Consider the following 13,892-nt stretch of genomic DNA (forward strand, 5'->3'; position numbering starts at 1 on the left):
GCTCTGACCTGGGCAAGAGCAGTTCCGCCGGAGAAGATCACGGGCCTCTGCAGAAGAGCGCCGAACGGGCTTGGGCACCGACCGCCGCAGAGGAGCACACTGACCACATCGCTTGAAGCATCCGCGATCGACACCGCTGGTGTGGGCGAAGAAAGACCAGATCAAGTCTTGCCTGGATCTGCTCGCAACGGGTAGTAAACATAGGGCGGTCCATGAGAGGTGCTCGGCACCGCGAACCAGAGCATCCACCTTTCCGGACGCTGGACGATCCGTACGGCCTGTTCGAGCCCGGCTACAAGATCGAGCGTTGTGGCCGTCCTGTCGAGCAGGACCGCGTAGGCCCCGTCATCCAGATAACGGGTGATCATGCCGCTTGTCTCCTGGGTTTCGAGATCCCGCCACTCCACGCGGACGGCGTGCTCCTCCAGCCACTGCACCAAGCCCGCGATCTGTGCGCCGGCCAGGACCAGCTCTGCGGCCCGTGCGGCGTCGATACCGAGCATTGCCCTTTCCGCCTCGTCTCGATCCTCGTCGTCGCGCAGGTACGCATGCTGGGTGAGCGTCCCGCACACGGCGCATTTCCGCCAGACATAGCAGCGACCATAGGCGGACTCGCCCCCTACATCTCCCGTCGGCGATGCTTCTCCCCAATTGTCCCAGTCGCTTACTTTCCTCATGGAGCCACATTCGCAGCACAGGGCAAGGTACGATTGATCCCTTCTGGACATCAGTTATTCTCAACAGGATTAAGATCCAATAATCGTCCGCCCTCGACAGCGTTCTCACCGGCGCGAGTAATGAACACATGACCGTCCGACCGGTGCACAAGAGCCTTTCCGTCCAGCACATCAACAGTTCTCTTGAGATTTTTTGCCATCGTGGAGGATACCCATTCTTTGAGTTCCCGAAAAGAGCTTCCAGCAGAGCCCGCATGATAAAGCAAGACCAGAACTACCTCACCCGCCTTAAGGTCTGCACGGATAACGCGCGGCTTGTCGCGGAAAACCTGCACTGAAGGGTACTTACGAGTCACGAGTTCATCGACAAGCAACTGGGCCCGATCAGCAGAAACTTTTCCGCTGAGCCGGATCAGTTCAGCGACCACCCAGTCCAGCACTGATACCACCAAAGTCGCATCCTGCACGTTCGGATCAATACCATCAGCCAGGTGCGCCGCATCCCGACTGTTGCGAATATCGTAGACAACACGCAACGCTCGCGGCAGGTATATGCGAACCGATTTCGGGTGCGAGCCCAGCGGAAGGTCCCCCAGTTTTCGTGCAACTTTCTCAGTGTTGAGAATCCCGTCAATGGGCGTAAAGCGCCCGATTGTCATGGACTCCAGAATCCGGTACGCAGCCTCACAGAAGCGGCCGCCTTCCACTTCGCTTAGTCGGTGTCCGCCAAGCAGGTAGTTTCGCTTGGCTTCACCATAAGCATCCAACAACTCGTAGACCAGATTCAACTCATAGGTATCCTCTAGCACTTTGCGCGCGTCGACGTTCACTGCTCCCCCTCTACACCTACCGGACCCTTTCGCCCGCCAGCCAAGTTTCGCCTCGCGCGATAAGGATTCTCCGCGAGCGCCCTTTTAACACCATCGCGCGCAGGAAGCGCCTTGACCACGGCCTCGCCGCGCATTGTCAACTGCTTCATTCCAGTCCCAGCAGAGACAATGTACCCACTATGCCGGTCCGCATTGTCGATATCCCTGGACAAGTTTCCTATTTTCTGCCCCGCCGCCTCAGTGTTCAGCGTCTCGATATCTTTGGCCTTAAAATGCTGAATACCGCGGAAGTAAGTAAGATAATAAGCCAGACAAGCGATCCGCTCAGCCTGACTCTGCGGCTTCTTCGACCCCATAAACACGCGCGGACCGAGGTCCTCCTCCGCAAACTGTACCGCCGACCCAGATTCCGCGCCGGAATCAGAAGATACACCGAGCCGACACTGAACAAGGTCCCCGAGCCGCCATGCCTGGATTAACCAGAGGATAGATCGCACCTTGCGGTCGTCCGGCAATTCACGAAGAGCCTGATAACATTCAGCCATCGCTGTCAACTCAGATACACCCCCGTCGATACCCGCCTCACTTCCGTGACGAAAATCTCCGACTTCCCGGGAATCACCAAATTCAACAGCTCGAATAATTGACTCGTCGCCACGGTCTCCCGAACCCCCTGGAACAAACATTTCGCCTCCATCAATACGCTGCAGTCCGCTCTTGCGACTCAACGCTAACGCTGACGGAGCAGCTAATGTCGCGCTTGCGTCGCGGAGTAATCTTGAATCCAAGTTCCACCAGCGGATCCTTGACCGAAACCGACTCGCAATCACTCGAAAGCGGGAATGACACGGATTCATCGATTGCTACAATAGCCGGTTTCCCTCTTCGATAAGGCGGTTAGCTATGGCAAGACCTCACCTCAACACCCAGGCTGCGGGACGTCTTCTTCAGGACCTCTTGATGAACAATGGTCAATACCGGAACCGCTGGATGCGCAGGACGGGCCGCGAACGCGGCACGTTGTGCCAGGCTGCGGTTGCTCGGGTGCTGACAGATCACCTTGAGCGGAACACACACGTTGGCCAGGTGACCGATGCACGGGCTTTGAAAGACCTGGTCAGCAGAGCCTTCTCGGGCGAGCACCTCACCGAGTCCACGCTGCAGTTGTTCATCTCAGCTTTCGGGATCAGCGACTCTGACCGCGACCGTATCCGGAGCGCCCTCACAAGCAAGAGCGCGGCGATATCTCGCACCGGTAAGCGCGCTCGTGCCAGGACGGAGATGATCTTCCCGCAGCGGCATCGCACAGTGAATCTGGTGGAACGCTATGTGGTGGAGGGAGGACGCTACTTGCGAAGCCGACATACGACGCAGACGATCCGCGCGGTCGAGGACGGCGTGTGGTTCTACTTTTTCAACCACGAGCCGGAGGCACACCGGGTGGACGTGCTCTATGGCGGTCGGCCGGGCCGCAAACACAGATACGGCAGCGGCCTCCACGGGATCGAGATCGAGCTGGAACGACCGCTTCGGCTAGGAGAGACTGCCGCCTTGGACTATCACACCCGATTCGGGAGGTATCAAGCTCTCCGGACGGAGGTTCGCCGACAGGTTCACGCCAGGGTCGAGAACGCCTACGTGATCGCGGCGTTCGCTGGAAAGCTGCCCCGGCAAGTGTGGTGGTGTGTCTGGGACGACCATCTCTCCGGCGAGCCATCGGAAAGGCATCCGCTGAAGGTCGCTGACGGAACGGCAAGGCTCTTCGTGCCAGCGCTCGATGCTGCAGTCGGCTTCCAGTGGACTCTCTGAGGCCTGAAACCGACGGTCCAGCGGCCCGTGTAGCTTTCTCCGGCAGCGAATCCCTCTCGTGACATGCCTGACGGCCAAGTCATTTCCAAGCTGAACGCTGTCTACATCGCAAATCGCAACGCACATCCGACCGGGCTTCTCGTCCCGCCTCACGGTCCTCCGCAGAAGATCACGGGCCTCCGCAGAAGGTCCGCTCCGCGACGAACGGGTCTGGCGGGACGGTCACCCCGGTCCGGTGCACGGCTCCGGTGAGGTTGGCCCAGAACCGGCCCGGCGACATCGGCTCGCGGGTGGACCGCTGGATCTCCGCCAAGTCCCCGCAGCTCAGCGCGTGCCGGGCGGCGGCGACCTGGTCCGCGGTGATGTCGGCGCGCATGGCGAAGTTGCCCGGAGCGAGAACCGGGGCCGACGGGTCCGCGTAGTCCGCCAGCAGCCAGGCGTTGCTCAGCGGTTTCGAGTGGCCTGGTTTCACCGTCGGGAATTCGAACCGCGCGCCGATCGGGTTGGCGAGGCCCCAGAAGTCGACGACGCCGGCGTCCACCGGCGACATGACGCCGACCGTCCCCAGATACACCCCGGTGACCATGGACTTCGACGGGACGTCCGCGCGCAGCCGGGTCGTCAGGATCCGCCCCCGCGGATCCTCGTAGGTCAGGGCGCGCGGGCTGACGGCGTCCTTGAGATATTTCATCTTCGGGGTGAAATCCGCCGACTCGGTGGGATACCTCTTGCCGGTCCACGCGTGGTAGTAGCCGCGCTCGTCGTCGATGAGCTTGCCGTCTTGCGGGACGAACTGGCCGATGCCGGCGCAGAAAACCGCCCACGCCAGCAGGACGGCGCCGATCACCCGCGTCTTCTTCGCCGCCGGGAGCACCAGCACCGGCAGCATCAGCAGGAAGAAGATCGGCAGCGCCATGCGCGCGTGCATGTAGTCGCCGCCGACCTTCAGCAGGTATCCCAGCGACAGCACACCGGCGGCCACCGGAGCGAGGGTGACGATCCGATCGGTGCGCTGCCTCCGGAGCGCCCCGGCGAGCAGGACGGTGCAGAGGACCAGCGGCAACCACAGCAGGTACGGGTTCACGAAATCGCCGACGTACCCGAATCCGCGGCCCCAGAAGGATTCGCTCGCGTTTTTGGTGAGCGCGGGCATCGGCACGAGGATGCCGTAGAAGCCCATGCGGAAGATCTCGTACCCGACCGGCAGCGCTCCGGCGGCCGCGACCGCGGCGAGGACGACTCGCCAACTCGGCTTTGTCACCAGCCAGAGTGCCACCAGGAATACCGCGGCCACCAACGCCTGTTCCGGACGGACCAGCGGGCCCAATCCGATCACGAACGCTGCTGCGACAACAGATCTGGCGGAAGTGCTTTCGCGCAAGCGCACGAGCAGCCACCAGCAGAGCGCCATCCAGAACGTGTTCAGCCCGGTCTCCAGCCCGGACGTCGCGTACTGCCACACCGGCCGCACTCCCAGCAGCACGAGGACGCCGCACGGCACCATCGCCGCGGCGCGCCCGCCGTGCAACCGGATCGTCGCGCTGACCGCGAATCCGAACCCGGCGGCGCTGAGCAGGAGACCGAGCATCCAGGACAGGGTCGAGGTGTCCGATCGGCCGAACACGAATCCGGCGAAGGCGAGCAGCCATTGCCACAGCGTGCTCGTGGAAGCCTCGGCTCGTTCACCGAGATTGTAGACCGGACCGTTTCCGGCGAGGATTTGCTCGACAATTCTGGTGAAGATTAGCGCGTCGTCGCAGATCCAGCGGGTGAAGTAGCCGAGAATGGCGATCAAAAGGATAGAACCGATGACTATCCAGCTGTTTCTTCGCCTGTTATTGAGCGCGTAATTGGGCTGATTCAAGGCGCGCGGAAGCGCCCTTGGCATGGTGTCCATGAGAATCCTTGTTGAAAGAGCGCTATGCGGTTTGACGGCGGTAATCGATGATTCCGGCTGCGGTCAGCGCTGCGATGCCCGCGCCCGCCAGGAAGACCTGCACTAGATCCAGTGCCTGGAACGTGCCCGCGGCCATGGTCGCGACGAGGACAAGCGGCTGGATCAGCACCAGCGAACAGCACACCGCGAGCGAGAACGACCACGCGGCCGAACGTCGCCGGAACGCGAAATAAGCGAGAATGACAAGCACGGCCGCCCATGCGAACCAGGAAATCCCGCGCAGGTCCGCTTCGACGAAGGAACCGAAGTAAAACACGGAAGCCGCACCCCCGGCTAATGCGGTCCACCAGTTACGCGCGGCCGGCAGCGGGGCTCCGAGATGGAATCCGGCGATCAGGAGCAGCAGCGGCAGCCATTGCGGGACGAAGTAGCCGAGCAGGTCAGGGCTGAAACTGAATGAATACTGATACAGGAACGCCGCGAATCCGGCGACCAGCACGATTCCGGCGACTACTCGCGCGGCTCGGCGCCGTCCGGAGAAAAGGAGCGCGAGCGGTACGACGGCGGCGGCGGCCAGCGCGACGTCCCGCCCAAGCTGCTGAGCCAACGGGGAAGGGTAAAGCGACAGGCCGGTATCGGTCGCGGAGGCGTGGAGGCCGCTCGTTCGCGGGTAGCCGAGCGCGTCGCACAAGTCGTGGCCGAGGGAGAAGACGCCCTTCATCGCTGCCCAGAAGAGTCCGAGCAGGGCGACCAGCCGGACGGTGTCGCCGAAAGCGACCACGCGAGCTGGGGCTGAGCCAGCGGCCAGCCTGGCACGCAAGCCCAGCCCCAGCATCGCGAGCAGTTCACGCCCGGCCGCGAGACGACCGGCTTCCCGCGCGTCCAGCAGGGCGCCGACCATTTCGTCCTCGCGGTCGGCGCGGTACCAACGAGGGAGAATCCGCACCATCCGGCGGTACCGCAGTTCCGGCGCGGTCATGCCCAGCCGCCCAGGTCGGCGAATCCGCCAGGGCGAGGCAACCCTGCCGGCCGGGCCTCGAGAACGCTCATGCCCCACCCCCGAGCGCCCAGCCCCGCGCCCGCAACACCGACTCCGCGGCAGCGGCGTTCGCGGCCAAGCGCCGGGTCTGCTCGGCCAAAGTACGGCCGCCCAGATCGGTCAGCCGGTAATACCGGCGGAGCCGCCCCTGGTGGATCTCCTCCTTGTCCCGTTCCGCCCAGCCGTCGGCGACCAGCCGGTCCAGCACGCCGTACAGCGTGCCGACCCGCAGCCGGACGCGGTTTTCGGACAGCTTTTCGACGGCCTGGACGATGCCGTAGCCGTGCTTCGGTTCGTCGGCGAGCGCGGTGAGGATCAGGAAGACCTGCTCCGACATGCCTCGTTCGGTCACCCGTCCATATATATCACGTCGCGATATATGCGGGCCGCCGAAGCAACGAACCTACTGGTCAGCGACTGCGGTCCCCTCCAGTTCGACCAGCAGGGCCGGGATCGCCAGCCGGATCACGCCGAGCATCGTGGTCGACGGGGCGACGCCGGCCTCGGCCAGGCGACCGGCGAGGACGCCGTAGTGCTGGAAAAGCAGGTCGACGTCGGTCGTGTAGACGTTGAGCCGGACCAGGTTTTCCAGCGACATGCCCGCTTCGGCGAGCACTGCTTCCAGATTGTCGAGACTCAGCGCCATCTGTTTCGCCATGTCCCCGGCGTGCTGCGGTTCGCCGTCGCCGTTCACCGCGGTCTGCCCGGAGCAGTACAGGGTCCGGACCGGCCCGGACACCAGTTCGCCCTGGTTGTAGCCCATCGCCGTCGACCACGCCCACGGGTTGACAGTCGTTCTCTCCACCACTTGCTCCCCTTCGCTTCTCAGCAGTACGCGGAGCAGCCTCGCAAGCAATACACGACATCCTGTGTCGTGTATTGGGTAGAGTTTTCGGCATGCGCGCCGACCGGTTGGTCTCGCTGGTTCTGCTGCTGCGCCAGCGCGGCCGGCTGTCCGCGGCCACCCTCGCCCGCGAACTCGAAGTGTCCGCTCGCACCGTTTTGCGGGACATCGACGCGCTGTCCGCGGCGGGCGTCCCGGTGTACGCCGAGCGCGGGCGGAACGGCGGTTTCGCGCTGCTGCCTGGATTTCAGACCGAACTCACCGGGCTGAACCACGACGAAGCGCTCGCCCTGCTGGTCGCCGGATCGCGGCGCGGCGCGCATGCGTTCGGTCTCGGTTCGGCGCTCGCTTCGGCCATGCTCAAGGTGGTCGACGCACTGCCGGAAAGCCATCGGACCGCCGCCGCGGGCGTGGCCGAGCGGTTGCTCATCGACCCGGAAATCGACCTCCTCTCGCGTCGCGCGGTCGCCGACGACGTGCCTGACGTCGTGGTCGCCGAGATCCGGCGCGCGGTGTTCGCCGGACATCAGGTGCGCATCCGCTACCAAGCGGTCAGTCAAGCCCCGAAGTGGCGCACAGTGCACCCGATTGGACTGGTCACCGTGCGGGAGCAGGGATATCTGCTGGCCACCCGCGATGGCGAGGACCGGACTTACCGGCTGTCCCGGGTGCTGGCCGCCGAGGAACTCGACAAGCCCGCACAGCGGCCGGATCGCGTGGACCTGGGCCGAGCGTGGCAGGAACGCAGCACGCGGTTCCGGACCGGCGGAGACCAGATCGTCACGCTAGTCCGAATTCGCCCGGAGCGGCGGGAAGAATTGGCTCGCACCGCGCTCGCCATTCACGCCGAAGAAATCGGCCCGGACGGATGGCTTCAGCTGGAGATGGTTTTCCAGGATTCCCGGCACGCCGAATGGGCGCTGTGGCAGCTCGCCGCGGCCGCGGAAGTCCTTGCGCCGCGATCATTGCGTGCCGCGTTGCACAAGCGCGCCACCGCGATCGCCGCGACCTACGCCGGGCCCGCCTGAGCCGTCGGCACCGGCCCGGCCTGCACCTTCCGTAGTTGTGCGGATACCTACTCGCTGGTAAGTTACCGGCCAGTCGTGATCCACTTCATGGTTCAAAGGGGAGTCATGATCCGGAAACCCGTCCGTGCGCTGATCGCCGCCGCCGCTCTCGCGATCACGTCCGCCGTCGCGCTGCCCGCCGCGGCTTCGGCCGATTCCTTCTACAGCTACGACGGCAGCGCGCCGCTTTCGTCGTACGCTCCGGGCACCGTACTCAAGACGCGGACGTTGACATATCACGTCTTCGGCTTCCCGACTCCAGTACAAGCCACGCAGCTGCTCTACCGGACCGCCGACGCACAGGGCAATCCCACCGCGAACGTCACATCAGTCGTCCGCAATCCCTTGAGCAACAACGGAAAAGCCGTGTCGTACCAGTCCGCGTACGACTCGCTCGATCCCGCCGACGCACCGTCCCGCGCGATCGCGGGCGACGTCCGGCTCGGCGGCGTGCTGCCGAACGCCGAGTCGCTGCTCATCGCGCCGGCGCTCGCGCTCGGGTACAGCGTCGTCATCCCGGATACCGAAGGGCCGACTGCCGATTTCGCGGCCGGTCCGGAATACGGCAAGACCACTTTGGACTCGATCCGTGCCGCGACGCACGCGTCCGGCACCGGAATGACCGAGTCCACCAAATTCGGCCTCCTCGGCTATTCCGGCGGCGCGATCGCGACCGGCTGGGCGTCGGCGATCGCCGGAAGCTACGCGCCCGAGGTCGAGAAGAACCTCGTCGGGTTCGCCGAGGGCGGGGTGCTCGTCGACCCCGCGCACAACCTCAAGTACGTCGGCGGCAGCCCGGTCTGGTCCGGCGTGATCCCGATGGCGCTGATCGGCGTCTCGCGCAGCTACGGCATCGACCTCAAGCCGTACGCCAGCGAGTACGGCCTCAAGGTGCTCGCCGAGCTCGAACACGCGTCGATCGTCAACGCGCTCGGCCACTACCCCGGGCTGACCTGGCAGAAACTGGTCAAGCCGGAGTACGCGGACCCGGATTCGGTGCCGCCGTTCGTCGACGCGGTCAACAAGGTGAACATCGGCTCGGCGGCGACGCCCTCGATCCCCGGATTCATCGCGCAGGCCAGCAACGGCGCGCTCGAAGGCACCGTCAGCAACGAACCCGGCATCGGCGGCGGCGACGGCGTGATGGTGGCCGGGGACGTCCGCGCGCTCGCGAATCAGTACTGCGACACCGGAAACACCTCGATCAAGTACACGCAGTACGACGCGCTCAGCCACGCCACCGCCGTCCCGGCATGGGCCCCGGCCGCGATCGCCTGGCTCAACGACCGGTTCGCGGGCAAGGCCGCGCCGTCCAGCTGCGGGCACATCCCGCCGGGGAACTCGCTGGAGCCGGAGCAGCACACCGGTTCCTGAAGCGCGAAGCCTCGTGAGTGTTGGCGCCGGTCAGAACCGGCGCCAACACTCACGAGGCCAGCTCCGCCAGCCGGTCAAGCTGGCGCAACGCATCCGCCGGGTCCTCGTGGTCCTCGAGTTCGAACAGCACCCGGTCGACCCCCGCCTCCGCGTAGCCCGCCAGCTTCTCCGGATCCGCCCCGTACAACGTCACCGGGACATGACGGCCCGCGCGCTCGCGCAGTTCCGTGATCCGCGTGCGCAGGAAATCAATCGGGTACAGCGGCAGCGGAAGCCAGCCGTCGCCGTGGCTGAGGACCCGGTCCAGCACCTTCACCCCCACCCCGCCGATCAGCACGGGCAGCGGCCGCGCGGGTTTGGGCCAGGACCAGATCGGGTCGAAGTCGACGAACTCGCCGTGGAACTCCGGTTCGTCCTCCGTCCACATAGTCCGGACGGCGGCGATGTGTTCCAGCATGCGCGCGAGCGGACGCGCCGGGTCGACGCCGTGGTTGGCCATTTCCTCGGCGTTCCAGCCCGGGCCGGCCCCGAGTTCGAACCGGCCGCCGGACAGCACGTCGACGCTCGCCGCCTGCTTGGCCAGCGTGATCGGGTGATGCTGGCTGACCAGCGACACCGCGGTGCCGAGCCCGATCCGTTCGGTGCCGGCCGCGATGGCGGCGAGCGCGGTGAACGGGTCGAAGGTGTGCGAGTAATGCCGCGGCAGCGGTTGCGGTTCCGCCGCGCCCACCGGGTACGGGGTGCGCCTGCTGGCCGGGATGTGCGTGTGTTCGGTGAGGAACAGCGAGCCGAACCCGCGCTCCTCCACCGCTCGCCCGAGCCGCACGGGGGCGATGCCGTAGTCGGTGAGGAAGGTGACGATTCCGTGGTCCATGCGACCACCGTAGCCTAAATGTCAGTCGACTGACATTTAGCTCGGCGATGCTAGCGTGGCGCCGTGCCCCGAACCGAACGCCCGCGAGCCGACGCCCAGCACAACCGGCGCGAGATCCTTGCCGCGGCGCGGACGGCCGTCCAGGGCAGCGGCGACGTCTGGCTCGACAAAATCGCGCAGGCCGCGGGGGTCAGCGCACGCACGCTCTACCGGCACTTCCCGACCAAGGACGACCTGCTGACGGCCGTGCTCGAGGAGTACTTCGCCGAACAGGTGGAGCCGATCCGTCGTCGCGTCGCCGCCGAGCCGGATCCGCGGCGGGCGTTGGAAATCGTGCTGGAGAGCGGGGTCGAGGCGTTTCGCGAGCACCCGGGGATCCTCGCGCTGGTCAACGGGAACGCCCTCGCGGCCGAGATCGCCGGACGGCATCTCGGGGCGTTCGGCGAGGTGCTGTCGCGCGCGCAAGAGGCCGGCGCGGTGCGCGCGGACCTGACGCTCGATGATCTCCCCTGCCTGATCACCATGGTCACTGCCGTCGCGGGCACCAGCTGGCCCCGCTGCCTCGCCCTGCTCCTCGACGGGCTTTCTCCAGCCGCCGTCAGTGGTCCACTACCGCACGCACGGTGAGATATCACGACAGACCCGGATCTCTCCCTGTCCGCGGCGACCCCGCTGCCCAGCTAAAAGAAAGCCCCTGCCCGCACGAAGCGGACAGGGGCTTTTCCTTACCAGCTAACGAATCAGCCGTCCGAGTCGGCCGACGGGATGAACGCTCCCGGCACCTGGTCCGGGGCGAAGATCTTGTCCTCGCCCGGGTACGGCTGCGTCCACCCGTGCACCTGGTACCACGTGAAGTGGTCCATCTGCGCGGGATTGGCGTAGTCCGCCGTGGCGTTCGGGCCGGTCAGCTTCTGCTGCGACTGCCATTGCTGCCACTGCTGCGCCAGCTGCTGCTTGTCCGCGGGCACCGCCGCCGAGGCCGCCGCGGTGGAGGCCGTCGGGACGTTGTCCGTGCCGCACGACGGCGGGGTCTTGAGGCCCGCGGTCAGCGACGTCTGGTTCGGCACCGCGGTGAACGGCGTGTTGTCCGGCTTCGGCGTGAACGCGGTCGCCATCGGGGTGGCCGCGCTGTCCTTCTGGTTCATCGGGTGGATCCCGAGGATCTGCTCGATGGTGCGGATCATGGTGATCTGCGAGTAGTACCGGCTGTCGGTCACGCCGCGCTGCGCGTACGGGCTGATGATCTGCACCGGGGCCCGGTGGCCGTCGACGTGATCGAGCCCGGCCTGGGAGTCGTCTTCGACCACGAAGATCGCCGAGTCCTTCCAGTACTGGCTGTGCGAGATCTTGTCGACGATCTTGCCGACGGCCAGATCGTTGTCGGCGACCTGCGCGGCCGGGCTCGGCGGCCCGCCGGTGTGGTCGCTCGACAGCCAGAACATGTTCAGGTCCGCCGGGCCGTTCTTCTCGAAGTCGTTCTTCCAGATCTCGTACCGGTACTGGTCCGGCACCGCGGTGTCGAACTTCGGGAAGCCCGGCACCGAAACCTTGTTCAGCGACGGGATCGGCGACGACGAGACCAGCGGGTAGGCGGTCGGCTCGCCGGTCGCGGCCATGTTCTTGGAATCGCAGTAAAGGTTCTGCCAGCTCGCGTCCGCGGGCTTGGTCAGGAACTGGTGGAACTCGCCGAAGTCGCGGACGCTCTTGCCCGCCGCCTGGGCCCCGGTCCACAGGAAGCCGCTGCGCTGGTGGCCCAGTGCGTCGTCCTCGGTGTCGTAGCTGCGTTTGTACTCGCCCGCGGACGACTCGGTGTACTCCGGGTTGTCCGCCTGCATCAGCCAGTTGTGGCCCTCGGCCGAGTTCGTGCCGATGTCGTAGGTGTTGTCGTACAAGCCGAACTGGTTGGCCAGCGCGTGCTGGTTCGGCGTGACCGCCTGGCCGAACTGCGCGAGCGCCGGGTTGCCGTTGCCCTTCGCGATGTCGCCGAAGAGCTGGTCGTAAGTCCGGTTTTCCTTGACCAGCAGGAAAACGTGCTTGATCGTGGACGGGTCGCCGAGGCGCTGCGGCACCGGAACCGGCTTGACGTTGCGGTTGCCGTACGCCTTCTGCACCGACCCCGGCGTCCAGCCGTTCTGCTTGAACACCTGCGACGTCTGCGCCCAGGTCTGCCAGTCGGTCGGCAGGGTGAAGCGCTGCAGGCTCGACGTGGTGTCGTGCGTGGCGTGCCCGGCGGCAGTGGTCGGGCGGCGGGCGTCGATGCCGCGGGTGTTCGCGACAAGGATGTTATTGCCCGAAGCTGAGATACCAGACGGGAAGTAGTCCGTCGGCAGCAGTCCGATGAAGGCGGCGGGGGCCTGCGGGAACCAGTAGCGGTAGACCGCGACCGCGTTGGCCCGGCCGAGGGTCACCAGCAGGTGGCCGTCGTCGGTGAGCGCGATGTCGGTCGGCTCGTACCCGACCTGCGCCTCCGGCCACGGCTGCGTCGCGATGGTCTGCACCACGGCGCCCCGCTGGGTGTCGATCACCGAAACGCTGTCGCCGCCGGTGTTCGCCACGAACAGGGTGTTGTTCTTGGCGCGCAACGCGGTCGGGTGCAGGCCGACGTCGATGCTCTTGACCGGAGCGGCCGGGTTCGCCAGGTCGATCACGCTGACCGTGCCAGTGGTGGCGGCAGCGGTCTTCGGGTCCGCGACGATGTCGGTGCCGTACGAGTTGATCGTGGTGTCGCCCGGTTTGGCCGCGCGGCCGCCCTCGTTGCTGACGTAGATCCGGTTCCCGATCCGCACCAGCGCGCGCGGCGCGTTGCCGACGGTCCAGCTCTGCTTGATCTGGCCGCTGGCCGCGTCGATCGCGACGACCCGGTTCTGGCCGTTCACCGCGGAGTACACAGTGGACCCGTCGGGCGAGAAGATCGCGCCCGCGGCAAGGGAGTGCTTGTCCCCGTCCACCGGAATCGGGACCCAGGCCGGGTCGGCGACAGTGCCGTCCGGGTTCACCGCGAACTTGCGGTAGCCGTCGATCTGGCCCAGCCACAGCGTTTTGCCGTCCGGCGAGTACGACGGGCCTTCCTGGCCGACGTCGTTGCCGGGCAGTTGCAGGTCGGCCTTCTTGTCCTTGCCGACGAGCTGCTGGACCTTCCAGGTCTTCAGGTCGACGATGGTCAGCGCGATGCCGCCGTCGGTGGTCAGCGCGGCGAGGTGGCTGCCGTCCGGGCTGACCGCCGACGACATGATCTTGCCGTTCGGCAGGACCAGCCGTTCGCCGATCGGCTTGAGGTACTGGTCGCTGGAGATGGTCAGGCCGTTTTCGGTTTCCTGGCCGACCTGGTCGGTGCCGAACTGCTTGGTGGAGGCGAGGCCGATGCCCGAGCCCGCGGCGACGAGAGCGACCGCGGTCGCCCCCGCCGTGACGAAGCGCAGCTTGCGGGATCTGCGGAGTTCTTTCTTCCCGCCACGCCGGCGACGGCGCGTTACTTGCATGT

13 protein-coding genes are annotated in these 13,892 nt (G+C 65.9%); 4 read left to right on the top strand and 9 right to left on the bottom strand.

Translation table 11 applies throughout. The features are described 5' to 3' along the window. Positions 1–161: 161 nt before the first annotated feature. Genes L3Q65_RS25690 through L3Q65_RS25700 form a run of 3 tightly spaced genes read right to left on the bottom strand, consistent with a single transcriptional unit; the run spans position 162 to position 2,193 of the window. The gene (locus L3Q65_RS25690; RefSeq protein ID WP_237596866.1) at positions 162–677 is read right to left on the bottom strand and encodes a DUF6315 family protein; all 516 of its coding nucleotides are present in this window, start codon (positions 675–677) and stop codon (positions 162–164) included. 50 nt (positions 678–727) lie between these two features. After that, positions 728–1,507, bottom strand: coding sequence for a hypothetical protein (locus L3Q65_RS25695; protein ID WP_237596867.1), 780 nt, complete (start codon positions 1,505–1,507; stop codon positions 728–730). Further along, positions 1,504–2,193 (bottom strand): hypothetical protein, encoded by a 690-nt coding sequence (locus tag L3Q65_RS25700; RefSeq protein ID WP_237596868.1) that lies wholly within the window; start codon positions 2,191–2,193, stop codon positions 1,504–1,506. The genes L3Q65_RS25695 and L3Q65_RS25700 overlap by 4 nt, the downstream gene beginning before the upstream one ends. Before the next feature lie 400 nt (positions 2,194–2,593). On the opposite strand from L3Q65_RS25700, the gene L3Q65_RS25705 reads away from it, so the two are divergent. Further along, positions 2,594–3,316, top strand: coding sequence for a hypothetical protein (locus tag L3Q65_RS25705; RefSeq protein ID WP_237596869.1), 723 nt, complete (start codon positions 2,594–2,596; stop codon positions 3,314–3,316). 169 nt (positions 3,317–3,485) lie between these two features. On the opposite strand, the gene L3Q65_RS25710 is transcribed toward L3Q65_RS25705, so the two are convergent. From L3Q65_RS25710 to L3Q65_RS25725, 4 genes are all read right to left on the bottom strand, one after another. Further along, positions 3,486–5,111: a glycosyltransferase family 39 protein gene (locus L3Q65_RS25710; RefSeq protein WP_220507167.1), complete on the bottom strand. Its 1,626-nt coding sequence runs from the start codon at positions 5,109–5,111 to the stop codon at positions 3,486–3,488. A gap of 124 nt (positions 5,112–5,235) precedes the next feature. Then, positions 5,236–6,192, bottom strand: a complete 957-nt coding sequence (locus L3Q65_RS25715; protein ID WP_237596870.1) for a hypothetical protein — start codon at positions 6,190–6,192, stop codon at positions 5,236–5,238. 67 nt (positions 6,193–6,259) lie between these two features. Next, complete coding sequence (locus tag L3Q65_RS25720) at positions 6,260–6,604, bottom strand: PadR family transcriptional regulator (protein ID WP_199818003.1); 345 nt, start codon at positions 6,602–6,604, stop codon at positions 6,260–6,262. A 51-nt stretch (positions 6,605–6,655) separates the two neighbouring features. Beyond that, positions 6,656–7,057 (bottom strand): RidA family protein, encoded by a 402-nt coding sequence (locus L3Q65_RS25725; protein WP_237596871.1) that lies wholly within the window; start codon positions 7,055–7,057, stop codon positions 6,656–6,658. 92 nt (positions 7,058–7,149) lie between these two features. Between L3Q65_RS25725 and L3Q65_RS25730 the strand changes: the two genes are divergently transcribed. Together L3Q65_RS25730 and L3Q65_RS25735 are read left to right on the top strand one after the other, a co-directional pair. After that, positions 7,150–8,124 (top strand): YafY family protein, encoded by a 975-nt coding sequence (locus L3Q65_RS25730; RefSeq protein WP_237596872.1) that lies wholly within the window; start codon positions 7,150–7,152, stop codon positions 8,122–8,124. Between the two features lie 105 nt (positions 8,125–8,229). Further along, positions 8,230–9,537 carry a lipase family protein gene (locus L3Q65_RS25735; RefSeq protein ID WP_182891346.1) on the top strand — a complete coding sequence of 436 codons (1,308 nt, stop codon included), beginning with the start codon at positions 8,230–8,232 and terminating at the stop codon, positions 9,535–9,537. A 49-nt stretch (positions 9,538–9,586) separates the two neighbouring features. Here the strand turns inward: L3Q65_RS25735 and L3Q65_RS25740 are convergent, their stop codons facing one another. Further along, positions 9,587–10,411, bottom strand: a complete 825-nt coding sequence (locus L3Q65_RS25740; RefSeq protein ID WP_237596873.1) for an LLM class F420-dependent oxidoreductase — start codon at positions 10,409–10,411, stop codon at positions 9,587–9,589. A 63-nt stretch (positions 10,412–10,474) separates the two neighbouring features. Between L3Q65_RS25740 and L3Q65_RS25745 the strand changes: the two genes are divergently transcribed. Continuing rightward, positions 10,475–11,038, top strand: a complete 564-nt coding sequence (locus L3Q65_RS25745) for a TetR/AcrR family transcriptional regulator (RefSeq protein WP_182891344.1) — start codon at positions 10,475–10,477, stop codon at positions 11,036–11,038. A 113-nt stretch (positions 11,039–11,151) separates the two neighbouring features. Here the strand turns inward: L3Q65_RS25745 and L3Q65_RS25750 are convergent, their stop codons facing one another. Continuing rightward, positions 11,152–13,890 carry an alkaline phosphatase family protein gene (locus L3Q65_RS25750; protein WP_237596874.1) on the bottom strand — a complete coding sequence of 913 codons (2,739 nt, stop codon included), beginning with the start codon at positions 13,888–13,890 and terminating at the stop codon, positions 11,152–11,154. Positions 13,891–13,892: the final 2 nt, after the last annotated feature.

It is taken from the genome of Amycolatopsis sp. FU40, from assembly GCF_021903635.1.
Lineage (GTDB): Bacteria > Actinomycetota > Actinomycetes > Mycobacteriales > Pseudonocardiaceae > Amycolatopsis > Amycolatopsis dendrobii.